The sequence below is a fragment of the Streptomyces sp. NPDC031474 genome (genome assembly GCF_055581185.1).
Genome location: NZ_JBVIJX010000002.1, coordinates 477,614 through 499,957, shown reverse-complemented (window position 1 = coordinate 499,957; position 22,344 = coordinate 477,614). Strand labels below are relative to the sequence as shown.

Here is a 22,344-nt window from a genome sequence, read left to right as displayed (position 1 = left end):
ATGGCCACGACCGCGCCCGTTCATCCCGTCGACGAGGTGCCGCCCGTACGCCAGTTGGCCGCGTTCGGCCTGCAGCATGTGCTCGCGATGTACGCGGGAGCGGTCGCCGTGCCCCTGATCGTGGGCGGTGCGATGAAGCTGTCGCCCGCCGACCTGGCGTATCTGATCACCGCCGACCTTCTGGTGTGCGGCATCGCCACGCTCATCCAGTGCGTGGGCTTCTGGCGCTTCGGCGTCCGGCTGCCGATCATGCAGGGCTGTACGTTCGCCGCGGTGTCGCCGATGGTGCTGATCGGGACGACGGGCGGCGGGCTGCCCGCGATCTACGGCTCGGTGATCGTGGCGGGACTCGCGATCGTGCTGCTGGCACCCGTGTTCGGCAGGCTGTTGCGCTACTTCCCGCCACTGGTCACGGGCACGGTGATCCTGGTCATCGGTGTCTCGCTGCTGCCGGTCGCGGGCAACTGGGCGGCCGGCGGCGTCGGCTCGGCGGACTTCGGGGAGCCGAAGAACATCGGGCTCGCCGTGTTCGTGCTCGTGGTGGTGCTGGGCGTGCAGCGGTTCGCGCCGGTGTTCCTCAGCCGGATCGCGGTGCTGATCGGCATCGTGGTGGGGCTCGCCGTCGCGGCGCCGTTCGGGTTCACGGACTTCGACGGGGTCGGGGACGCCGACTGGGTCGGGATCAGCACGCCGTTCCACTTCGGCGCACCCACGTTCGAGGCGTCGGCGGTCATCTCGATGCTCGTCGTGGCGCTGGTGACCATGACCGAGACGACCGGCGACCTCATCGCGGTCGGTGAGCTGACAGGCCGTGAGGTCGAGCCGCGCGGCCTCTCCGACGGCCTGCGCGCCGACGGCCTGTCGACCGTCCTCGGCGGTGTCTTCAACACGTTCCCGTACACGGCGTACGCGCAGAACGTCGGGCTGGTGAGCATGACCCGGGTGCGCAGCCGCTGGGTCGTCGCCACCGCGGGCGCCATCCTCGTCCTGCTGGGGCTGCTGCCCAAGCTCGGCGCGGTGGTGGCGGCCGTGCCGGCGCCGGTGCTGGGCGGCGCCGGGCTCGTGATGTTCGGGAGCGTGGCCGCGAGCGGTCTGCGCACGCTGGCCCGGGTCGACTTCAAGGACAACCACAACCTGACGGTGGTGGCCGTGTCGGTCGCGATGGGCACGCTGCCGGTCGGCGTGCCCACGATCTACGCGAAGTTCCCCGACTGGTTCCAGACGGTGATGAACAGCGGCATCAGCGCAGGCTGCGTGACGGCGATCGCGCTCAACCTGCTCTTCAACCACCTTCCCTCACAGGCCGTTTCGGCATCGAAGCCGGTCCCCCTCGCCCCCGCCGGCGGGGAACGGCCCGCCGGGCAAGAGGCTGTCTGAGGTGGCCCGCCGGGCGGCCGGGCACGCCGGCTGCTCATGGACGTCGGATCTCAGCTCTTCGTGCAGGCAGCCCCGTTGAGCGTGAAGGAGCCGGGGGCCGCGCTGTTGCCCGTGTGGTTGGCCTGGTAGCCGATGGTGACGCTCGCGCCCGGTGCGAGCGTGGCGTTGTACGTCGCGTTCGTCGCCGTCACCGCTCCGGAGGCAGGAGCGTATGTGGCGCCCCAGCCGTTGGTGATGGTCTGGCCGCTGGGCAGGGTGAAGCCGAGCTGCCAGCCGTTGACCGTGGCGGCGCCCGTGTTGGTGAGGGTCACCGAGGCGGTCAGACCGGTGCTCCAGGCGTTGGTCGTCGCACTCACCCTGCAACTGCCGGGCTCGGGTTGCGGCGCGGGACCTGACGCGTCCAGGCCGAAGAAGGTCAGCACGCGGGCGGCCATGCCCCAGGCGTACAGGTTGTGCCCGACGCCCTGGAGACTGATGGCCTCCACCGGGGCCTGGTCACCCGTGCCGCCGTACCGGGTGCGGGTCCAGCCGGAGGCGGGCGTGTCGGTGGCGGACGGGGTCTGGCTCACGCCCCGCACATTGGTCCACTGCTTGATCGCCTCGCCGAAGTTGGGGTAGCGCAGCACGTCGTCCTCGGTGCCGTGCCACAGCTGCACACGCGGCCGGGTCCCGGTGTAGCCGGGGTAGGCGCCGCGGGCGAGGTCGCCCCACTCCTGCGCGGTGTGGATCACGGTGCCGCCGGAGCAGGCGCTGTTCCACTCGGATCCGTCGGTGGTGGCGAAGCAGCCGAACGGGACCCCGGAGAAGGCGGCTCCGGCGGCGAACACGTCGGGGTAGTCGCCGAGCAGGACGTTGGTCATCATCGCCCCGGACGAGATGCCGGTGACGTAGACGCGTGAGGCGTCGGCCGCATAGGCGGCGCTCACCCAGTCGATCATCGACTTGATGCCGACGGGGTCGCTGCCACCGCCGCGCTTGAGCGCCTGGGGGGAGGAGACGTCGAAGCACTTGCTGCTGCGGGTGACGGACGGGTAGACGATCACGAACCCGTACTTGTCGGCGAGTTGGGGGTACTCGGTGCCGGAGTACATCGCGGGACCGGAACCGCCGCACCAGTGGACAGCGACGAGAACGGCCGGGTGCGCGGTGACGGTGGCGGGTGCGTACACGTACATCTGGAGGTTGCTGGGGTTGGCGCCGAAGCCGGTGACCTCGGTGAGGGTGCCGGCGGGGACCGGCGCGGCGGCCTGGGCGCGGGCGGTGGCCGCGGGTGCGGTCAGCAGCGCGGCGGCGAGCAGGAGCAGCAGTGCGCCGAACAGCGAACGCAGCGCTTTCCCGGGGGAGTTGGACACGTGCTTGCCCCTTTCTGATAGCGGCTCGGGGGACGTCGTACGTGTGGTGCGGGGTGAGGAAGGGCGGGTGCGGGCGGAGTCCGTCTGGATCAACACGCCCTAGCCGCCGGGGAAGTCGGGGGTAGTCGCCGCTCGACGCGGGATCCATGCCGTGACGGAGGAAGCGAGCCGTCGACGGCGATGGTGAGCAGGACGCCGATCAGGAACAGGACCACGAGCGGCGGTGAACGTACGCGTGCGCGGAGTCGGCATCGACTCGCCCCTCTCCGACAGGCCGTGAAAAGGAAGCGTCGCGTCGCATGGTGGCATGCGCATGCTCGCCATGGAAGCGCTCCCACGCCAACTCTCCGAAAGCCCTTGCCGGGCGCGCGAGCCGCGCCGGGGTGGCCGGATGTGTTCTGCGCAAAGCGTTGACTAGAAAGCGCTTGCCCCCTACGTTCCGTTCAGCAGTGTGACCGAGCCGCTCGCACTGACCCCACAAAGGGCCGCACTGCCCGTGCATGACGTTCAACATGGCGCACAACATTCACATACCTGTCCGACTTCCCTCCCTGAAGGGACGCACCCGCATGCGTACAGGCCCCCCACGTACACACGCGCAAAGATCCACTCTTGTGGCGGCGGCCGCCGCTCTCGCCACGGCGGCGGTCCTCGCCCTCCCCCAGCCGGCCGGCGCCGCCGACAGCTCGCCGGTCGGGTTCGGCGCCGGCACGACCGGCGGCGGCAGCGCCACCGCGGTCACCGTCTCGACGCTGTCCGCCTTCAAGACCGCGGTGACCGGCGGCACGGCGAAGGTCGTGAAGGTCAACGGCCTGATCTCGCTGAGCGGTCAGGTCGACATCGGGTCCAACACCACGGTCCTGGGCGTCGGTTCGTCGTCCGGGTTCACCGGGGGCGGGCTGCGTCTGAAGAAGGTGACGAACGTCGTCATCCGCAACCTGAACATCAGCAAGCCGCTCAAGCCGGCCGACGGCATCGAGGTCCAGGCCTCCACCAAGGTGTGGATCGACCACAACTCCTTCTCGGCCGACCGCGATCACGACAAGGACTACTACGACGGTCTGCTGGACATCAACCACGCCTCGGACTACGTGACGGTGTCCTGGAACACCTTCAAGGACCACTTCAAGGGATCGCTCGTCGGCCACAGCGACAACAACGCGGGCCAGGACACCGGGCGCTTGAGGGTGACGTACCACCACAACCAGTTCACCAACGTCTACTCGCGCATCCCCAGCCTGCGCTTCGGCACCGGCCACTTCTACGACAACTACGTCGTCGGAGCCGAGACGGCCGTCCACTCACGCATGGGCGCCCAGATGCTCGTCGAGAACAACGTCTTCCGCTCGACGCAGGTCGCCGTCACCACCAACCGCGACAGCGACGTGGACGGCTACGCCAACCTGACCGGCAACGACCTCGGTGGAGCCGCGACCGAGGTGTCGCAGGTGGGGACGTTCACCAAGCCGCCGTACAGCTACACCGCCGAGCCCGCATCGTCCGTCGTCGCCTCGGTGACGTCCGGCGCGGGCGCCGGAAAGCTCTGACCTTCCCAAGCACCGTTCCAGAGCACCGTTCCAGAGCACTGGCCCGAGCAGTGTCCGGAGCACGGGCCGGAGCACCGCCCGAAGGCACTCCCCATCCCCACCTGGAAGAAGGCACGGGACATGACTTCACCAGCACCTCGGCGCACCCGCGGGCGCGCTCTCACCGGCGGGCTGGCCGCCGTCGGCCTCACGGTTGGCATGATCATGACCAGTGGGGCGCTGACCCCCGCGAGCGCCGCCACCTGGCCCACGCCCACCAGCAGCAAGGCGGTGACCGCCACCATCCCGGTCTCCGGCACCAAGGACTACGGGATGCAGCGCCTGTACGGCAGCGGCGACCTCGGCACTGGCGGCCAGAACGAGAACCAGGACCCGATCCTGGAGCTCGCGCCCGGCGCCGTCCTGAAGAACGTCATCATCGGCGCGCCAGCCGCCGACGGCATCCACTGCAAGGGCAGCTGCACGCTGCAGAACGTCTGGTGGGAGGACGTCGGCGAGGACGCGGCGACCTTCCTCGGCTCCTCCTCGTCCAACGTCTACACCGTCTCCGGCGGCGGGGCGAAGGAGGCCAGCGACAAGGTGTTCCAGTTCAACGGCGCGGGGACGCTGAACGTCTCGAACTTCGCCGTGAAGAACTTCGGCACCTTCGTGCGCAGTTGCGGCAACTGCAAGAGCGCCCAGTACAAGCGCACGATCAACCTCAACACGATCGAGGCGACCTACAAGGGCGGCCGGCTCGTCGGCATCAACACGAACTACGGCGACAGCGCGACCCTGAGGAAGATCACCATCGTCGGGGACAGCAGCAAGAAGATCGTCCCGTGCCAGAAGTACATCGGCAACAACACGGGCGCGGAGCCGCCCAAGAACGGCTCGGACGCCGACGGGACGTACTGCAAGTACTCCTCGTCCGACATCACCTACAAGTAGACCCCCCACGGTGAACCCGGCCGTACGAAGCGCACCCGCACGGCGCTTCGTACGGCCGCCGTGTTCACGCTCCCGGTCAGCGCCTCATGGCTCCGGTGATCTCCGCCTGGTACTCCGCGTAGGCGGCGCGCAGGGCCGTGCCCGGCCAGTCGGCCGGGAGGAGTTCGGGGGGCAGCACGGGGTCGGTGAGCAGATGACGTACGACCGCGGCGAAGGCCGCGAGGAGGTCGGCGGGGCGGTCCGCCTGCGCGATGTGGACGAGCAGGGCTTCCGCGGTGGCGGCCCAGGTGTCCAACGGCCAGAGATCTGCGACGAGTTCGCGTGCGGGACGGTCCGGGCGGGCGGTATAGGACTGGGCCACCGGCGTCAGGTCGTCCGGCAGGGGGCGGCTGAGGTTGGCGGGGCGCAGCCAGACACCCTCGCGGAGTTCGGCCAGGCGCAGCGCGGCCAACCGGGAGCGCAGGTCGGCGCGTTCGGCGGGACCGCGTCCCGTGGCCGTGATCACCACCATCTCCCAGTCGCCGTCCCACGCGCGCGTGCGGGCGGCCACCGCGTCGTCCTGCCGGCGCTGACGAACCAGCAGGCGGTCGCTGAGCCGGTAGACGGAGTCGGTGCGCCGCAGGTCACCGGCGGCCACCATGCGGCTGAGCGCGGCACGCAGCGTGGAGCCGCCGACGCCGAACGACTCGACCGCGCGCACGAGGTCCTTCACCGCAAGCTCCGGCGGGTGCGTGCCCAGCAGCAGGCTCAGCACGACCGACCGCGCGGACAGCGGCCGCAGGCCGAGCTCACCGGACTGCTCCGACACGTTCATGCGCATGAGCACGTACTGTACGGGCGCCCCACTGTTGCATCATTGCTACGGCCGCAGGAAGGATGCAACATGGGCGCATGATGTCGACACCCGCGCCCTCGCAGCCCCAGCCCCAGCCCCAGTCCCAGCCCCAGCCCCAGCCCCAGCCGAAGTACGCCACGCACGAGGTCACGAACCAGCCCCCGCCGCTGACGCCGTACGACGCTTCCGAGGACGCCGCCCTGCTGGAGGGGCTGCGCCGGGAGGGCGCCGGATGGGGGGAGGAGGACGTCCGGCGGCTCGGCCTGCGGGCCGGCAGCGCCGAGGCGCAGGAGTGGGCCGAGCAGGCCAACGTCCACGAGCCGGTGCTGCGCACCCATGACCGGTACGGCAACCGTGTCGACGAGGTCGACTTCCATCCCGGCTGGCACCACCTGATGCGGGCCGCGGTCGCCGAGGGGCTGGCCGGGGCGCCGTGGGCGGACGACCGGCCCGGCGCCCATGTCGCCCGCACCGCCGGCGGGCTGGTGTGGGGGCACACCGACGCGGGTCACGGCTGTCCGACGTCGATGACGTACGCGGCCGTTCCCGCGCTGCGCGCGCAGCCGGACCTGGCGAAGGTCTACGAACCCCTGCTGACCGGCCGGGAGTACGACCCGGAGCTGCGGGTGCCGACGGAGAAGCCCGGACTGCTCGCCGGCATGGGGATGACCGAGAAGCAGGGCGGCTCCGACGTCCGCACGAACTCCACGACGGCGACCCCGACGGCCGAGCCGGGCGTGTACACGCTGCGCGGACACAAGTGGTTCACGTCGGCGCCGATGTGCGATGTGTTCCTGGTGCTGGCACAGGCTCCCCAGGGGCTGTCGTGCTTCCTGGTGCCGCGGATCCTGCCCGACGGCAGCCGCAACACCTTCCGCATCCAGCGCCTCAAGGACAAGCTGGGCAACCGCTCCAACGCCTCCTGCGAGCCGGAGTTCGAGGGAACCGTGGCCTGGCTGGTCGGGCCCGAGGGCCGGGGCGTGAAGACGATCATCGAGATGGTCAACTGCACGCGCCTGGACTGCGTGATGATGTCGGCGACGCTGATGCGCAAGACGCTCGTCGAGGCGGGCCATCATGTCCGGTACCGCAGCGCGTTCGGGGCGCCCCTCGTCGACCAGCCGCTGATGCGCAACGTCCTGGCCGACCTGGCGCTGGAGTCGGAGGCCGCCACCACGCTCACGCTGCGGCTGGCGGGCGCCGCGGACCGGGCGATCCGCGGGGACACGGGCGAGGCGGCGTTCCGGCGGATCGCGACCGCCGTCGGCAAGTACTGGGTCACCAAACGGGGGCCGGCGTTCACCGCGGAGGCGCTGGAATGCCTGGGCGGCAACGGCTACGTGGAGGAGTCGGGCATGCCCCGCCACTACCGCGAGGCTCCCCTGCTGTCGATCTGGGAGGGCTCGGGCAACGTCAACGCCCTCGACGTACTGCGGGCGCTCAGGCGGGAACCGGGCACCGCGCAGGCCTTCTTCGACGAACTCGCCCTGGCGCGCGGCGCGGACGCCCGGCTGGACGCGGCGGTCGTCCGGCTCCAGGGCCTGCTGACCGCCGGCTCCGAGGCCGGCGCCCGCCGTCTGGTGGAACAGATGGCGCTCGCCCTCCAGGCCTCCCTGCTGGTCCGGCACGCCCCGCCCGCGGTGGCCGACGCCTTCTGCGCGACCCGGCTGGGCGGCGACTGGGGGCACGCCTTCGGGACCCTCCCGGACGGCGCCGATGTCGACGCCGTCCTGGAGCGGAGCCTTCCCGTCCCGCACTGACGGACCCCACCTGTGAGTCATCGCCCGGTTCCTTCGTCCCGGGGAACAACCGAAGTGCGGGGTCGCTCAGCCTGTCGGGCGGCCCCACAGGGCGTCGAAGCGGGCCCAGTCGGTGTCCCACTGCTCCACGCGGCGGCGTTCCAGGCGGCCTCGTACGAAGCGGCCGCCCGCGAGGGGGAGGGCCGCCGTGCCGACTCCGGCCAAGCCGCCGACGAGCGAGGCACGCAGTCTGGCCTGGGCCGCGGTGGCCGGCTTCGTCACCAGGCGGCCCTGCCGGTCCGTCCAGACCGTGACGGGCGTGCCGGCGGCGCTGCCGGGGCCGACCCTGACCTGGCCGGTGTGCGCGGAGCCGTCCGGCCCCGTCCAGCCCACCTTCGCCCACACCTGCTCGCCGCCGGCGGAACCGCTCACGGCGGCCTTGCCCGGCGCCTGCTCGGACAGCCGCCCCACGAGGGGCCGCCACTCGACGCGTTCCCGCGCCAGACCGTGCTCGACGGACCCTGCGGTCGCCAACCCCGCCAGCACCCCGGCGAGGACGGTGAGCCCCCACACACCGAGCACGACCCAGGACTCCACCCGGTCGGCGCGACGCTTGAGCGGGTTGCGCCGCCAGCGCCACAGCCACAGCTTCGGACCACGGAACGCCATCGAAGGCTTCCTCCTCGTGAGCATGAACATCCCGGCCGCCCTCCCATACGGGGCAGGCGGGCCCGATGCTCAGGACGACTCCCTCATCCCGACGGTCCCACGCCTGCGCCGCCCGCGCAGGCGCCGTCGGAAAGTGGCCGAGGACATGCGCCCCCCACCCGCCTCCACCGCTGTGACCTGCGGCGACGGCGTTTCCAGAGGTGACTGTCAGTGGCGGGGTGCAGACTGGCCGGTGTCTGGGACAAGGACGTCGAGGACACAGCGGAGGAGATCGGCATGACCGAGGTACTGCTCGCCGTGGGTACGCGCAAAGGTCTGTTCATCGGACGGCGGCGCGGCGGCGCATGGGAGTTCGACGAATCACCCTATTTCAACGCACAGGCGATCTACTCGGTCGCCATCGACACCCGCGGCGACCGTCCGCGGCTGCTGGCCGGCGGCGACAGCGCGCACTGGGGGCCGTCGGTGTTCCACTCCGACGACCTCGGCCGTACCTGGACCGAACCGGCGAAACCGGCCGTCAAGTTCCCGCAGGACACCAAGGCCTCGCTGGAGCGCGTGTGGCAGCTGCACCCGGCGGAGGCCGAGCCGGACGTGGTGTACGCGGGCACGGAACCGGCCGCGCTGTACCGCTCGGAGGACCGCGGCGAGAGCTTCGAGCTGGTCCGCCCGCTGTGGGAGCACCCGACGCGCTCGCAGTGGGTGCCGGGCGGCGGCGGGGAGGGCCTGCACACGGTCCTCACCGACGAACGCGACCCGCAGGCGGTGACGGTGGCCGTGTCCACGGCCGGGGTGTTCCGCACGACCGACGGCGGCACGAGCTGGGCCCCCTCCAACTCCGGTGTCTCCGCGGTGTTCCTGCCGGATCCGAACCCGGAGTTCGGCCAGTGCGTCCACAAGGTCGCGAGGGACGCGTCGAACCCGGACCGCCTCTACCTGCAGAACCACTGGGGGGTCTACCGCAGTGACGACGCGGGCCAGCAGTGGACCGACATCGGTGCGGGTCTGCCGTCCACCTTCGGCTTCGCCGTCGCCGCGCACCCGACGCGCGGGGACACGGCGTACGTGTTCCCGATCACCGCCGACGCGGACCGGGTGCCCGCCGACCGGCGTTGCCGGGTCTTTCGCACCGCGGACGCCGGCAACAGCTGGGAGCCGCTCACGGCAGGCCTGCCCCAGGAGGACCACTACGGCACGGTCCTGCGCGACGCGCTCCGGACGGACGACGCGGACCCGGCGGGCGTGTACTTCGGCAACCGCAACGGCGAGGTCTTCGCCTCCGCCGACGACGGCGACAGCTGGCGGCAACTGGCCTCGCACCTGCCGGACGTCCTGTGTGTGCGGGCCGCGGTGGTCGGATGAGGGGAGCCCTGCGACAGAAGCGGCCGGGCAGCCTTGGCCACTGGTTGATCACCGTTGTGCGTACGGCAGTAGGGTGACGCCGTGGCACCACGACCCTTGCATGAAATCGTCGAACCGGGCTGGGCGAAAGCCCTCGAACCCGTCGCCGGAAGGATCGCCGGGATGGGCGACTTCCTGCGCACGGAGATCGCCTCGGGACGTACCTACCTCCCGGCCGGGCAGAACGTCCTGCGGGCCTTCCAACAACCCTTCGACGACGTCCGCGTCCTGATCGTCGGACAGGACCCGTACCCGACGCCCGGGCATGCGGTGGGACTGTCGTTCTCGGTCGCTCCGGAGGTCCGCCCGCTGCCCGGCAGCCTGATCAACATCTACCGGGAGCTCAACACCGACCTGGGCCTGCCCCAGCCGTCCAACGGCGACCTGACGCCGTGGACGCAGCAAGGGGTGCTGCTGCTGAACAGGGCGCTCACCACGGCGCCGCGCAAACCGGCCGCGCACCGCGGCAAGGGCTGGGAAGAGGTCACCGAGCAGGCGATACGGGCGCTGGCGGCGCGCGGCAAGCCCCTGGTGTCCATCCTGTGGGGCCGTGACGCCCGCAACCTGCGTCCGCTGCTGGGGGATCTGCCGTCCGTGGAGTCCGCGCACCCCTCCCCCATGTCGGCCGACCGCGGTTTCTTCGGCTCACGGCCGTTCAGCAGGGCCAACGACCTGTTGGTCCGGCAAGGAGGTCAGCCGGTGGACTGGCGCCTGCCGTGACCGCCGACGCCGGTCACGGCGACGGCACCGGTCAGGGCGACGGCACCGGTCAGGGCGACGGCACCGGCATCCTCGCCGTGGATTCGGGCGGTTCGGGGCTGCGGGTCGCGCTGGGCGTCGCCGGGCAGGGGATCCTGGGCCGGTGTTCTTCCGACGTGCCCGTGCGCACCGGTGCACGGGGCATCGACGCGGGTCACCTGATGGAGCAACTGACGCCCCTGGTCCGGGCGTTGAGGGACGAGGCCGGTGCCCCGCCGCCGGTCACGGCCGTCGTGGGAGCGGCCGGGCTCAGCACGTTGGGCGACGCCCTGCGCGCCGAGCTTCCGGGCGCGCTGGCACGGGAGTTCGGGGTTCGCAGGACCGCGCTCGTCGCCGATGCCGTGACCGCCTACGTCGGCGCGCTCGGGGCCCGGCCGGGAGCCGTGGTGGTCGCGGGCACGGGTCTGATCGCGATCGGCACGGATCTGACGGCCTGGCAGCGGGCGGACGGCTGGGGCCATCTGCTGGGCGACTGCGGGAGCGGCGCCTGGATCGGCCGGGCCGGGCTGGAAGCCGCATTGCGTGCGTACGACGGGCGTCCCGGCGGATCCGCACCGCTCCTGGCCCGCGCCGAGGAGCGGTTCGGGCCGATGCCCGGACTGCCCGGGCTGCTCTACCCGCGCCCGGACCGCCCGGCCGTCCTCGCCTCCTTCGCACCGGACGTGGCCGGTTGCGCCCAGGACGACCCGGTCGCCACCGGCATCCTGCAGGCCGCGGCCCGGCACATGGCCGAGTCGGCCGCCGCCGTCTGCCCGCCCGGCGGAGCGCCCCGGATCGCCCTCACCGGGGGCCTGTTCAACCTGGGCGAGCCCCTTCTCGTCCCCCTGGAGGACGAATTGGCGAGACAGCTGCCGCACGCCCGGCGGGTGCCCGCCGAGGGCGATCCGCTGGACGGCGCCGTGTGCATCGCCACCGCACTGGCGGCGGGCACGCTCACGCTGCCGGCCGAGGAGACACTGCTCTCGGTGGTGCACCAGCCGTAATGCAGTGCGCGTAGAGAACGTACGCCACGGTCCAAAAGCGGGGATTGCCCCCTTCGAGGGCAAGTCTCCCGGAAAACACGCTGATCACTTCTGATCCGTACGTAACTCATCAGACAAAACCGGACGGATACCGCTCACCTGCACCCTCCCCGAACAGGGGAGCCCAGGAAGCCAGTAACATGCGTCGCCATGAGCTCCCCCACTGGGCCCGCGTCCGGCCTGCCAGTACGAATGCCGCGACCTCGCCAGCCCGGGCGGCACCGCCGACCCGAGCCTCTGGCGGCTCCCGAGGGCGCGCCCGCCCTCGTTCTCGCGGTGCCGGGTACGCCGAGCGCCGCCACCCGCGGCCTCGCCGAGGAGATCGTGAGCATCGCTCGCTCCGAGCTTCCCGGCCTGGACGCGCGCATCGGTTACCTCGACGGGGACGACACCGAGTTCCCCACCCTGCAGTCCGTGCTCACGTACGCCGCCGAGGAGCGCACCGCCCGCTTCGAGCAGGCCCGTGCCGCCGGTCTGGACGTCAAGGAGCCCGACGGCCCGGTCGCCGTCGTCGTGCCGCTGCTGGCCGGCCCCGACAACTCGCTGCTGCGCCAGGTCCGCCAGGCCGTCATGGAGAGCCGGATCGCGGCCGAGCTGACCGATGTGCTCGGCCCGCACCCGCTGCTGGCCGAGGCGCTGCACGTGCGGCTGTCCGAGGCGGGCCTCGCCCGCGCGGACCGCGCCCGGCTGTTCACCGTGGCCACGGCCGCGGACGGCATCATCCTGGCCTCCGTGGGCGGCGAGGAGGCCGTGCAGGCGGCCGGGATCACCGGCATGCTGCTCGCCGCGCGCCTCGCCGTGCCGGTGATGGCCGCGGCCCTCGACCAGGAGGGCTCCATCGCCTCCGTCGCCGAGCAGCTGCGTTCCTCCGGCTCCCAGCAGCTCGCCCTGGCGCCGTATCTGATCGGCCCGGAGATCGACGCCACGCTGATCGAGGAGGCGGCCAAGGAGGCGGGCTGCGCCGCCGCCGAGGCGCTCGGCCCGTACCCGGCCATCGGCAAGCTCGCGCTGGCCAAGTACACGACCGCCCTCGGCATCGCGCCGCCGCAGCCGCAGGGCGCGCCGGTCCGTTGAAACCACTGTTAGAGGACGCAGTACGACCCGAAGGGCCCGCTTCCGGCTGAGGAGCGGGCCCTTCGTCGTGCGGGCGGCCGAGGCCGGGACAGGGGTCGCGAGACTGAGGTCAGCCGAGGACCACGCAGGACGCGGCCGGGACGGCGATCGAGCCGCCGCGCCGGGGCAGGCCGGTGGCCGGGTCCAGGGTGAACCAGGTGACGTCGCCGGAGCGCTCGTTGGCGACGTAGAGGCAGCGGCCCGGGCCGTCGACGGCGACGGCCCGCGGCCAGTTACCGGCGCAGGGCACCGTGCCGACGAGCCGCAGGGCGTCCCCCTCGCCCTCGACCGCGAACACGGAGAGCACGTCCTCGCCGCGGGTGGCGGTCCACAGGAACCTGCCGTCGGGCGAGACGGCGAGCCCCGAAGGGTAGGCGTCCCCGGCCGGGGCGCCGGGCAGCACCGCTGCCTCGGCCAGCGGTTTCAGCGAGCCGTCCGAGGCGTCCCAGCGGCAGACGGTGACGGTCGGGGTGAGTTCGTTGACGACGTAGGCGTACCCGCCGCCGGGGTGGAAGGCCAGGTGGCGGGGTCCGGAGCCGGGGCGCAGCGCATGCTCCCGGTGCAGGACGGGGCTGCCGTCGCGCAGGGCGCACACCCGCACGGAATCCGTGCCCAGGTCCACGCTCACCGCCCAGCGGCCGCTCGGGTCGGGCTGCACCTGGTGGGCGTGCGGGCCCTGCTGGCGTCGCGTGTGCGGGCCCGATCCGGTGTGCCGCAGGACGCCGGAGGCGACGCGGGCGAGGGTGCCGTCCGGGCGGACCGGGACGGCGGTGACGCTGCCGGAACCGTAGTTGGCGGTAAGGACATGGCCGTCGAACACGCTGAGGTGCGTGGGCCCGCTGCCGCCGACGGGCACGGGCGGCCCGGCCGGCTCCGGCACATCGCCCTCGACCCGGTAGGCGGCCACCGCGCCGTCCGCCGTCTCGCTGACCGCGTACAGCGTGTCCCCGGCGGGCGACAGGGCCAGATACGAGGGGTCGGGGACGCCGTTCACGCTGCTCAGGACGGTCAGGGCGCCGCTGTCCGGGTCCACGGCGGCGGCCACGATGCCGGGCCCTCCAGCCGCCGTGAACGAACCGATGAACGCCCGCCGTCGTCTTCCGCCGAGGTCTGCCACCGCTGTCCCCTCCCGGGTCGCCGCTCTCGCTGCTGACGCTGCTGCTCGGGGTGACGGTAGCAGTCGATCACCGGCGGTCTAGACCAGACTCGCTCGCCGCGTCGGGAAGCCCGCGTCCGCTCAGCCGCCGAGCGAGGCCCGGTGGGATCCGCGCAGGGGGACGGCGAGTTCGAGGAGGGCCTGTTCGAGGGCGTGCAGATGGGCCAGTACCGGCTCGGCCGGCGCACCGTGCGGCGCGGCGGCGGTCGGTGCGGGCTGGCGCGGCCCGTCGGCCGGCGGGGCGGTGAGCGACTCGACGGCGGCCTCCACACGCCAGCAGGCAGCGACGAGCCGGGCGTCGTGCGAGGCCTCGGGGTCCGCGACGACCGAGGCCAGGGCGCGCACCTCGCGGGCGCAGTCGTCGAGCAGCGCGAGCACGTGCCGGGCCCGTGCCTTGCGGGCCCGCAGCGGGCTGAGCGGGTGCACCAGCGGCGCCAGGGACTGCCGGACCCGGGCCAGGATCTGCTCCAGCTCGGCCACCCGCCGGGCCGGGTCCGCCGTAGGGGAGCCCGCGAGCCGGGCGGCGGCCTCGGCGGTGCACGTGTGCACGCAGCGCAGGGCACGCTCCACCCAGGCGTCGGTGACGGAGTGCGTCGTCACGGGGAGCACCAGCAGCACCGCCAGCACGGCGCCCAGCGCTCCCACGGCCGTCTCGGTGACCCGGAGGGCGAGCAGGGCCGGGTCGAGCACACCGAGCAGCCCGTACAGCGCGCTGGCCATGACCGTGACGGCGAGCATCATCCAGGTGTAGGAGACGGCGGCGGAGTAGAAGATCCCGAAGACGGCGACCGCGACGATCGCGGCGGTCGCCACCGGCTCACCGTGCAGGGGCACGGCCACGAGCAGGCCCAGCACGATACCGATGGCGGTCCCGAGGAACCTGCGGAAGCCCCGGACCAGCGTCTCGCCGCGCGAGGTGGTGTTCACGAACACCCACCACGTGGCGCCCACCGCCCAGTACCAGCGCTGGTCGGACAGCGCCTGTCCGACGACGAGGGCGATTCCGGCGCCCGCGGTCGCCTGGACCGCCTGCCGTGTGGTGATCCGCGCCAGTCCCGTGCCACCGGCCGGCGGGACGACGGGGGCCGGCGGCGTCGGGAGCCGCCGCTCGTAGCACCACAGCCCGAACCGCACCGTCGACGACGCCGTCAGCGACATCAGCACGGCGGCGCAGAGCTCGGGCAGCTGCCCGGGGACGGTGTGCAGGAACTGCGCGGCGAAGAAGGTCATGAACGCGAACACACCGAGCGAGTGGCCGCGCGGCCCCCAGCGCCGTGCGTACGCGCCGGCCCCGACGACGGCGAGGAACGCCAGGTCACGGGCGACGGGCAGCTCGTGCAGGACGGCCGCGAGAGCGAGCACCGGCAGCCCGGCGACCGGGAGCAGAGCGGTGGTGACGGCCTGTCCGCGCACGGTCGCGTCCGTCACCGTGAACAGGGCGAGCAGTGCCGCGAGACCTCCGGTGACGGCCGCCGTGAGCGAATGCCCGGCGAGACCGCACAGCGCGACGGCGAGCCCGATGCCCAGCACGGCCCGGGAGGCGAACCGCAGCCGCACACGCCCCGGATCCGGTGCCACGAACGCCCTCTTCAGCAAGCTGCCCCGCCCTTTCCCCACCCTGACGCACCGCGCTCTGAGACACGCCATGAGACGCGACATGTGATGCGACATGAGAAAGGCGCCGCGGAGTCCGCAGCGCCATCGATACGACCATCTGAACATCTGGAGGGCTGGTGGTTCAACAGGGTGCGAAAGAAGTGGGCCAATGGCTCAGCAGGGAGGCGAGTCTCACTGCCATCGGCCGGCCAACGGCCCACTCCCGGATCAGTGCCCCAGCCCGGCGCCTCCGTCGACCGGGATCACGGCGCCGCGCACATAGCCCGCGCCGGCCAGGTACGCCACCGCTTCGGCGACCTCGTCGGGTCGGGCCGGGCGGCCGGCCGGGGTGCGGTCGAGCAGGTGGCGGCGCTGCTCCTCGGTGAGCGCGCGGCTCATGTCCGTCTCGGTCAGACCGGGGGCCACCACGTTGCAGGTGATGTCCCGGGCGCCGAGCTCATGGGTGAGTGACCGGGCGAACCCGACCAGCCCCGCCTTCGCCGCCGCGTAGTTGGTCTGCCCGGCGGCGCCGTGCAGGGCGGCCGTGGAGGAGATCAGGACGATACGGCCGTGGCCCTGCCGCAGCATCCCGCGCACCGCGCGCCGGACGACCCGGAAGGCTCCGGTGAGGTTGGTGTCGATCACGGAGGTGAAGTCCTCCTCGCTCATCCGCACCAGCAGCCGGTCGGCGGTGACCCCGGCGTTGGCCACCAGGACGGTGACCGGACCGTGGGCTGTCTCGGCCTCCTTGAAGGCCTGCTCCACCTGCTGCCCGTCCGTCACATCGCACCGTACGGCGAGGAGATCGTCGGCGGCGGGCGGCGGATCGCCCCGGTAGGTGACCGCGACCCGGTCGCCCGCCGCCGCGAAGCTCCGGGCGACGGCCAGCCCGATCCCCCTGTTCCCGCCGGTCACGAAGACCGACCGGCCGGTCGCGGGTTCGCTGACGCCTGTCATTTCGTCTCCCCGTCCTCTCGGTTTCCTCCGGCATCGCCGCCGGCCTTCCGTGCGCGCAGCCCTGCCGCGGCCACGACGAACCCGACGAAGGCCAGTACGGCGGTCCAGAACGTGGCCGCGTACATGGCGTCGAGGAAGGCGCGGTCGGCCGTGGCCGCCAGTTCGGGCAGCCTTAGCGAACCGGCCAGTGCGCGGGCCGCCTCTGCCGAGGTGCGGGCCTGCTCCTGGGCGGCCGGGGTGAGCTCCTCCGGACCGTCGGGCAGGCGGGCGGCCGCCATGCGGTCCCGGTACACGGCGGAGAGGATCGAGCCGGCCATCGCCACCCCGAGCGTTCCGCCGACCTGCCGGGTGACGCTGTTGACGGCCGACCCGGCGCCCGCGAGCTGCGGCGGCACCCCGCTCATCATCACGGCCGTGACCGGCGTGCCGACCAGGCCCATGCCGAACCCCTGCACCCACAGCAGAAGCACGACGACCGGGATCGGGGTCCCGCCGTCGAACCACAGGTAGCCGACGTAGGTGGCCGCCGTGGCGAGGACTCCGGCCGCGACCGTCCAGCGGGCCGACAGCAGTCTGCTCAGCACCGGGGACGCCTGACTGCCCAGGACGATGCCGACCGCGGCGGCGATCATCACGATGCCGGCGTCGGCCGGGGAGAGCCCGCGGGGTCCCTGGAGATAGAAGGCCGCGTAGAACAGGTGCCCGGCCAGCGCCATGAACGCGATCAGCAGCACCACGCTCCCGGCCGCGAACCCGGGCTGCCGGAACAGCCGCAGGTCCAGGCTGGGCGCCGGGGACCTGCGCTGACCGGCGACGAAGGCGGTGAGCAGCACGCCGCCCAGGACGAGCGGCAGCAGGACGTGGACGCCGTGCCAGGTCTGTCCGTTGCCGAGTTCGATGACGCCGTAGACCACACCGCCGAGGCCGAGCACGGACAGGGCGAGGCCCGGCAGGTCGAGGACCCTGCGTCCGGGGCCCTTCAGCGCGGGCACCACCGCCGCCACTCCGGCCAGGCACAGGGCCACGATGGGCACATTGACCAGGAAGACCGAGCCCCACCAGAAGTGGCTGAGCAGCGCCCCGCCCACGACGGGGCCGACGGCCACGCCCAGGCCGCTGGACGAGCTCCAGATCGCGATGGCCCGGGTGCGTTTCTCCGGCGGAGTGCTCTGCACGATGACCGAGAGGGTCGCGGGCATCAGCAGGGCGCTGCCGGCGCCCATGAAGGCGCGCGCCACGATCAGCCAGGCCGCGTTCCCGGCGAACGCGCCGGCCCCGGAGGCGGCGCCGAACAGCGCCAGACCGGCGAGGAGCGTGGTCCGTGGGCCGAAGCGGTCGGCGAGCGCGCCGCCCGCGAAGAGGGTGCCGGCGAAGACCAGGGTGTAGGCGCTGGCCACCCACTCCAGCTCGGCCGGGGTCGCGCCCAGTCCGTCGGCCGGGTCGGCCAGCGTGGTGACCGCCACGTTGAGGATCGAGGTGTCCAGCCAGATCAGCATCTGGGCGCAGACGACGACCACAAGGACGGGCCAGGAGCGGGGGGCCGTCGCCGGCGGCGTGGTCGGTTCGGCGCGGCTGACGGCGCTCATCGGGCGCTCCCGTCGCGCGTCGGGACGGCGGTGCCGGCATCCCCGTATCTGCGCAGCGCCCGCTCGACGAGGGCGTCGGCCGCGCCTGTGTACCGGACCGGGTCGAGGAGGTTCGCGAGCCGGTCCGGGGGGAGCCCGGCCGACAGGTCGGGATGGGCGGACAGCACCTCGGCGAGGGGGCGTCCGCCGGCCTCGGCCTCGGCCGTGGCGGCGGACAGCAGCTTCTTCGCCCGTGTCCTGCCGAGCGTCGGGGCGAGCGCCACCGTGAGGCGTTCGGTGACGAGGGCGCCGCCGGTCAGTTCCAGGTTGGCGAGCATCCGGTTCGGATGGACGACCAGCCCTTCCGCGAGCTCCACGGCGGTGTGCGCGGCCCCGCCCGTCAGGCGCAGGGCCTCCCGCAGCGGCTGCCACTCGGCGTGCCAAGCCCCGGCGGGCCGCTCGTCCTCGGCGAGCATGCTCTGGGCCAGGACGAGGGCGTGCGCGGGGACCTGTCGGGCGGCCGACACGATGAGCGTGGCGAGCGCGGGATTGCGCTTCTGCGGCATCGCCGAGGAGGCGCCGCGGCCGGCCGCGGCCGGCTCGGACACCTCGCCGATCTCGGTGCGCGACAGCGTCTGCACGTCGAGCGCGAACTTCCCGAGCGCCCCGGTGACCAGTTGGAGCGCCGCCCCCAGGTCCGCGACGGGCGTGCGCGCGGTGTGCCAGGGGAGCACCGGTTCGGCCAGGTCGAGCGCCCGCGCGAACGGCCCCAGCAGGTCCACGGCGTCCTCGCTCTTCCCGCCGTCCAGCGCCGCGTACTCGCCGTACGCGGCGAGGGTGCCGGCCGCGCCTCCGAGCTGGGCCGGCAGTGCGGACGCCAGCGCCCGTACCCGGGCCAGGGCGTCGGCGACCAGCTGGAGCCAGCCGGCGGCCTTCAGGCCCAGGGTGGTGGGCACGGCGTGCTGGGTCAGGGTGCGCCCGGCCAGCACGGTGTGGCGGTGGGTGTCGGCCAGGGCGGCGAGGGCGGCGCGGACGCGTTCGAGGTCGGCGGCGATCAGGGCGAGCACCCGGCGGGCGACCAGCATGGCCGCCGAGTCGAGGATGTCCTGGCTGGTGGATCCGCGGTGCACATACTCGGCCGCGGCCGGGTCCTGCGCGGCGACCACCTCCGTGAAGGCGGTGACCAGGGCGACCACCGGGTTGGCCGCGGCCCGCGCCGCACGGGCCAGGGCGACCGGGTCCAGCCGGTACGTACGGGCCGCTGCGGCGATCGCCTCCACCGCGGCGGCGGGGGTGAGCCCGACGGCGTACTGGGCCCGGGCCAGGGCCACTTCGGCGTCCAGCATGGCCTGCAGCCACGCCTCGTCGGTCGCCTCGGCCGCGGCCGGCGTGTCCGCCCAGGTGGGGGCGAGCAGGCCCGCGTCGGTGCCCACGGACAGCGCGTTCACGCTCATCGACTCCCCAGCTCCCTGTGTTCCTGGTGTTCCCTGCGTTCCTTGTATTCCTTGTGTTCCTTGCATTCCTTGGGGCTTGCTTCGGCCTCCGGGAGTTGCAGTGCCGCGCGGGCGATCGCGTCGGAGTCCTCCAGCGTCACCGAGCCCACGCCGGGCCTGACGCCGACGGCCGTCACCCAGCGCACGCCCTCCGTCGGCACGCCGAACGCGAAGCGACGCGGGTGCGCCCGGCCGGCCGCGTCCACCAGCCGGGGCGGGCCCCCGGTCACGGCCAGCCCGCCCGTCTCATGACCGTCCAAGCGGTAGGGGACGCACCCGCCGGCCGCGAGGAGCGTCCTGAGCAGGGGGTTGGCGCTGCGCCGCAGGTCGATCTCGGGCAGCCGTGCCTCGATCAGCGCGCCGACGCGTACCGGCGGCTCGGACACCCGTTCCGCGTCCACCAGGAACCCGCCCTCGCGCGCGCAGGGCCGTACCCGCATCCCCGGACCGACGACGTGCAGGGTCCCGGCCTCGAGGAGCGCGATCAGCTGCTCGATGCGGAAGGCCGGGGGGCCGATGGAGGTGAAGGCGTTCAACGGCGTGTACCAGCCGTCCAGTTCGCCGGCGTACGACTCCCCGGAGACTCCTCCGTGATCGACCACGAGCCTGATCTCGTTGCGCAGATCCCGCAGGGCGTCCAGTGCCGCCTTCAACGGGCCGCTCACATTGCCCAGCCGGGCCTCGGCGAGATCGCGCCGCAGATACTCCAGCAGCCAGTGCCGGAAGTCCTCGCGGCCGGCGAAGGCACGCTCGCCGTGCGGGCGCTCGATCCGCCGCCAGTCCCACCGCTCGCCGCGCGGCACGGCGTACCGGTCCAGCAGGTCGGTCTCCGGACCGCGGCCCGCGAGCGTGAGCCGTACGAACTCGTCCGCGGCCCAGGCGCCTCGGGCGGCGCGGATCCACGCCTCGTGGTAGACGGTGCGCACCTCGCGGTCGATCAGCGGCCAGATCCCCTCGCGGAAGGTGACGGGCCGTCCGCCGTCCGCGCGCCGCCGCAGCCCGGCGATGACCTCCGGGGTGAGGAAGCGGGGATGGTGGCGGCCGAGCGCGCCCTTCTCGTTCTCACCCCGCGCGTGGTACGGCACTCCGCGCCGCGAACCGGCGTACAGCCTCGGCTCGTTGCCGCTCGGGAGGTATACGAGGCCGGTCTCGCCCTCCTTGAACGTGCCGCCGCGGCCCTCGGTGAGCAGGGCCAGGTGGTCGAAGAAGTTCAGCCCGAGGCCGCGCAGGGCGACCGGTGTGCCCGGCGCGATGCCGTCCAGTGCGGCGTCGGCCGGGTTCCCGGGCCCGACGTAGGTCAGACCGTGCCGGTCCGCGAAGTCGGTCAGCTCGCGTTCCTCCCGGTCGGGTACCAGTTGTCCGTGGCCGAGGGCCAGCACCACGGCGTCCATCCCGGACAGCCGGCCGCCGTCCTGCAGCGTCACCGTCTGCCGTCCGTCGCGGGCGTCGTCCAGCGCGAGGGCGGTCGTCCGGTGCGTGTGGACCGTCACCTCCTCGGGCGCGGTGCGTGACAGGCGCCGGAACACCCACTCGAGGTAGTGACCGTGGAACGCCCGGGTCGGATAGGTGTCCGGGCCGAGCCGCCGGGCCTCGGACACGACCTGTTCCGGGTATCCCTCGGGGAGGGTCCGCGCCCACTCGTGCAAGCTGGGCCCCGGTACGGACGGGCCCGCGCAGTCCACGCTGTCGTCGGTGAACAGGGTCACCTGGGAGGCGACCGTGTTCATCAGCAGCTCGCCCGGCTGCCCGGTGCGCCACACCGCGCCCGGGCCGGGCGGGTACGGATCGACGAGGTGCACCGTGACCGGTCGGCCGGTGCCTGCCGCGTTGGCGCAGATCCGCTCCAGGACGGAGAGCCCGCGCGGACCGGCCCCGATCACGCACACGGCCAGCGGGCCAGGGGGTTCGGTCATTCCCGGCCCAGCCCGTCGCGCCAGTCCGGCCGCTGCGGCTTCCAGCCCAGCGTGGCCCGGGCGCGGTCGCCCGCGGCTCCGCGTGCCGTGGTGAGCTGATGGGTCATGAACCACCCCAGCAGCCGGGGTGCGAGGGCCGCCGGGATGGTGCGCGGGGGCGGGGCGCCGAGGGTGCGGGCATAGTGCGGCAGCCATCGGGCGGCCGGGGCCGGTTCGTCGTCCGTCACATGGAAGACGCCGGTGGCCTGCGACTCGACGGCGGCCACGGCCGCCCCCACGGCGTCCTCCACATGCAGGAAGGACGTGATGCCCGCGCCGCCCTCGGGCAGCGGGAGTTTCCCGGCCAGCACCCGCTGCCCGGTCCCGCCGTCACGGGCGTACGCGGTGCCGGGACCGTAGAGGGCGCCGTACCGCAGCACCACGCCCGCGAGGCCAAAGGCGTCGGACAGGACCAGCCGCTCCAGTTCGGCGACGGCCCGTACGGTGGCGGCCCAGCCCGGGTCCGGGGCGTCCATGTACAGCGGCGCGTCCTCGTCGAGGACCGCGGGCCCGGCGGGGGCGGCGGCGAAGGCGATGGACTGGGCGACCAGCCGCCGGGCGCCGGCCGCGTGGGCCGCCTCGACCAGATGGGCGGTGCCCTCGGTGCGCAGCCGCGCGGTCTGTGCGAAGGCTTCCGGAGGGTCGTCGCGCAGCAGACGCAACGCCGACAGCTGATGGACGACCACCTCGGGCCGGGCGGCCGACACCGCCGTCCGGACGGCGTCGCGGTCGAGGGCGTCGGCGACCAGAACCTCGTCGGCCTCCGGCGCCCGCGCCTCCTCCCGCACCAGCGCGCCGACGTGGTGGCCGCGTGCCCGCAGGGCGTCCACCAGCGGACGTCCGACCACTCCGGTGGCTCCGGCGACGAGTATCCGCACGGC

The 22,344-nt window shown here is 73.1% G+C and carries 18 protein-coding genes; 8 read left to right on the top strand and 10 right to left on the bottom strand.

Going from position 1 to position 22,344, the window contains the following annotated elements; all coding sequences use genetic code 11:
• On the top strand, window positions 1–1,377 hold the full coding sequence (locus ACZ5SK_RS05150; protein ID WP_468417904.1) for a nucleobase:cation symporter-2 family protein: 1,377 nt from the start codon (window positions 1–3) through the stop codon (window positions 1,375–1,377).
• Between the two features lie 50 nt (window positions 1,378–1,427).
• Here ACZ5SK_RS05150 and ACZ5SK_RS05145 read toward each other — a convergent pair whose 3' ends face one another.
• Window positions 1,428–2,729: an extracellular catalytic domain type 1 short-chain-length polyhydroxyalkanoate depolymerase gene (locus tag ACZ5SK_RS05145; protein WP_468417906.1), complete on the bottom strand. Its 1,302-nt coding sequence runs from the start codon at window positions 2,727–2,729 to the stop codon at window positions 1,428–1,430.
• A gap of 569 nt (window positions 2,730–3,298) precedes the next feature.
• On the opposite strand from ACZ5SK_RS05145, the gene ACZ5SK_RS05140 reads away from it, so the two are divergent.
• Together ACZ5SK_RS05140 and ACZ5SK_RS05135 are read left to right on the top strand one after the other, a co-directional pair.
• Window positions 3,299–4,276 carry a pectate lyase family protein gene (locus ACZ5SK_RS05140; RefSeq protein ID WP_334582618.1) on the top strand — a complete coding sequence of 326 codons (978 nt, stop codon included), beginning with the start codon at window positions 3,299–3,301 and terminating at the stop codon, window positions 4,274–4,276.
• 120 nt (window positions 4,277–4,396) lie between these two features.
• Window positions 4,397–5,206, top strand: coding sequence for a pectate lyase (locus tag ACZ5SK_RS05135; RefSeq protein ID WP_334582619.1), 810 nt, complete (start codon window positions 4,397–4,399; stop codon window positions 5,204–5,206).
• Window positions 5,207–5,282: 76 nt separating this feature from the next.
• Here the strand turns inward: ACZ5SK_RS05135 and ACZ5SK_RS05130 are convergent, their stop codons facing one another.
• Entirely contained in the window at window positions 5,283–6,026 is a 744-nt protein-coding gene (locus ACZ5SK_RS05130) for a PaaX family transcriptional regulator C-terminal domain-containing protein (protein ID WP_334582620.1), read from the bottom strand.
• A gap of 71 nt (window positions 6,027–6,097) precedes the next feature.
• Here ACZ5SK_RS05130 and ACZ5SK_RS05125 point away from each other — a divergent pair, with 71 nt between their 5' ends.
• Window positions 6,098–7,801: a DNA alkylation response protein gene (locus ACZ5SK_RS05125; RefSeq protein ID WP_468156117.1), complete on the top strand. Its 1,704-nt coding sequence runs from the start codon at window positions 6,098–6,100 to the stop codon at window positions 7,799–7,801.
• Window positions 7,802–7,867: 66 nt separating this feature from the next.
• Here the strand turns inward: ACZ5SK_RS05125 and ACZ5SK_RS05120 are convergent, their stop codons facing one another.
• Entirely contained in the window at window positions 7,868–8,449 is a 582-nt protein-coding gene (locus ACZ5SK_RS05120; RefSeq protein WP_334582621.1) for an Rv1733c family protein, read from the bottom strand.
• 210 nt (window positions 8,450–8,659) lie between these two features.
• Between ACZ5SK_RS05120 and ACZ5SK_RS05115 the strand changes: the two genes are divergently transcribed.
• The 4 genes from ACZ5SK_RS05115 (at window position 8,660) to ACZ5SK_RS05100 (ending at window position 12,705) form a co-directional block, all read left to right on the top strand.
• Window positions 8,660–9,811, top strand: coding sequence for a WD40/YVTN/BNR-like repeat-containing protein (locus tag ACZ5SK_RS05115; RefSeq protein WP_334582622.1), 1,152 nt, complete (start codon window positions 8,660–8,662; stop codon window positions 9,809–9,811).
• A gap of 81 nt (window positions 9,812–9,892) precedes the next feature.
• Window positions 9,893–10,570 (top strand): uracil-DNA glycosylase, encoded by a 678-nt coding sequence (locus ACZ5SK_RS05110; RefSeq protein WP_319671419.1) that lies wholly within the window; start codon window positions 9,893–9,895, stop codon window positions 10,568–10,570.
• A complete protein-coding gene (locus ACZ5SK_RS05105) occupies window positions 10,567–11,592 on the top strand; it encodes an N-acetylglucosamine kinase (protein WP_443041374.1) in 1,026 nt (341 codons plus the stop codon). Before ACZ5SK_RS05110 ends, ACZ5SK_RS05105 begins: the two co-directional genes overlap by 4 nt.
• Before the next feature lie 189 nt (window positions 11,593–11,781).
• Entirely contained in the window at window positions 11,782–12,705 is a 924-nt protein-coding gene (locus tag ACZ5SK_RS05100) for a sirohydrochlorin chelatase (RefSeq protein WP_334582623.1), read from the top strand.
• A 109-nt stretch (window positions 12,706–12,814) separates the two neighbouring features.
• On the opposite strand, the gene ACZ5SK_RS05095 is transcribed toward ACZ5SK_RS05100, so the two are convergent.
• From ACZ5SK_RS05095 to ACZ5SK_RS05065, 7 genes are all read right to left on the bottom strand, one after another.
• Window positions 12,815–13,861, bottom strand: coding sequence for a lactonase family protein (locus ACZ5SK_RS05095; RefSeq protein WP_334582624.1), 1,047 nt, complete (start codon window positions 13,859–13,861; stop codon window positions 12,815–12,817).
• 120 nt (window positions 13,862–13,981) lie between these two features.
• Window positions 13,982–15,496 carry an FUSC family protein gene (locus ACZ5SK_RS05090; RefSeq protein WP_334582625.1) on the bottom strand — a complete coding sequence of 505 codons (1,515 nt, stop codon included), beginning with the start codon at window positions 15,494–15,496 and terminating at the stop codon, window positions 13,982–13,984.
• Between the two features lie 228 nt (window positions 15,497–15,724).
• Window positions 15,725–16,453, bottom strand: coding sequence for a 3-oxoacyl-ACP reductase FabG (gene fabG / locus ACZ5SK_RS05085; protein WP_334582626.1), 729 nt, complete (start codon window positions 16,451–16,453; stop codon window positions 15,725–15,727).
• A complete protein-coding gene (locus ACZ5SK_RS05080; protein WP_334582627.1) occupies window positions 16,450–18,039 on the bottom strand; it encodes an MFS transporter in 1,590 nt (529 codons plus the stop codon). Before ACZ5SK_RS05080 ends, fabG begins: the two co-directional genes overlap by 4 nt.
• On the bottom strand, window positions 18,036–19,472 hold the full coding sequence (locus tag ACZ5SK_RS05075) for a lyase family protein (protein ID WP_468575358.1): 1,437 nt from the start codon (window positions 19,470–19,472) through the stop codon (window positions 18,036–18,038). Before ACZ5SK_RS05075 ends, ACZ5SK_RS05080 begins: the two co-directional genes overlap by 4 nt.
• Window positions 19,469–21,424 carry an FAD/NAD(P)-binding protein gene (locus ACZ5SK_RS05070; protein ID WP_334582629.1) on the bottom strand — a complete coding sequence of 652 codons (1,956 nt, stop codon included), beginning with the start codon at window positions 21,422–21,424 and terminating at the stop codon, window positions 19,469–19,471. The genes ACZ5SK_RS05075 and ACZ5SK_RS05070 overlap by 4 nt, the downstream gene beginning before the upstream one ends.
• Window positions 21,421–22,341, bottom strand: coding sequence for an NAD-dependent epimerase/dehydratase family protein (locus ACZ5SK_RS05065; RefSeq protein ID WP_334582630.1), 921 nt, complete (start codon window positions 22,339–22,341; stop codon window positions 21,421–21,423). Before ACZ5SK_RS05065 ends, ACZ5SK_RS05070 begins: the two co-directional genes overlap by 4 nt.
• Window positions 22,342–22,344 lie beyond the last annotated feature (3 nt).

Bases quoted from the DNA above. Each gene is read 5' to 3' on its own strand.
- ACZ5SK_RS05150 (WP_468417904.1), top strand. From the start codon at position 1: ATGGCCACGACCGCGCCCGTTCATCCCGTCGACGAGGTGCCGCCCGTA.
- ACZ5SK_RS05140 (WP_334582618.1), top strand. From the start codon at position 3,299: ATGCGTACAGGCCCCCCACGTACACACGCGCAAAGATCCACTCTTGTG.
- ACZ5SK_RS05135 (WP_334582619.1), top strand. From the start codon at position 4,397: ATGACTTCACCAGCACCTCGGCGCACCCGCGGGCGCGCTCTCACCGGC.
- ACZ5SK_RS05130 (WP_334582620.1), bottom strand. From the start codon at position 6,026: ATGCGCATGAACGTGTCGGAGCAGTCCGGTGAGCTCGGCCTGCGGCCG.
- ACZ5SK_RS05125 (WP_468156117.1), top strand. From the start codon at position 6,098: ATGATGTCGACACCCGCGCCCTCGCAGCCCCAGCCCCAGCCCCAGTCC.
- ACZ5SK_RS05120 (WP_334582621.1), bottom strand. From the start codon at position 8,449: ATGGCGTTCCGTGGTCCGAAGCTGTGGCTGTGGCGCTGGCGGCGCAAC.
- ACZ5SK_RS05100 (WP_334582623.1), top strand. From the start codon at position 11,782: ATGAGCTCCCCCACTGGGCCCGCGTCCGGCCTGCCAGTACGAATGCCG.
- fabG (WP_334582626.1), bottom strand. From the start codon at position 16,453: ATGACAGGCGTCAGCGAACCCGCGACCGGCCGGTCGGTCTTCGTGACC.
- ACZ5SK_RS05080 (WP_334582627.1), bottom strand. From the start codon at position 18,039: ATGAGCGCCGTCAGCCGCGCCGAACCGACCACGCCGCCGGCGACGGCC.
- ACZ5SK_RS05075 (WP_468575358.1), bottom strand. From the start codon at position 19,472: ATGAGCGTGAACGCGCTGTCCGTGGGCACCGACGCGGGCCTGCTCGCC.
- ACZ5SK_RS05070 (WP_334582629.1), bottom strand. From the start codon at position 21,424: ATGACCGAACCCCCTGGCCCGCTGGCCGTGTGCGTGATCGGGGCCGGT.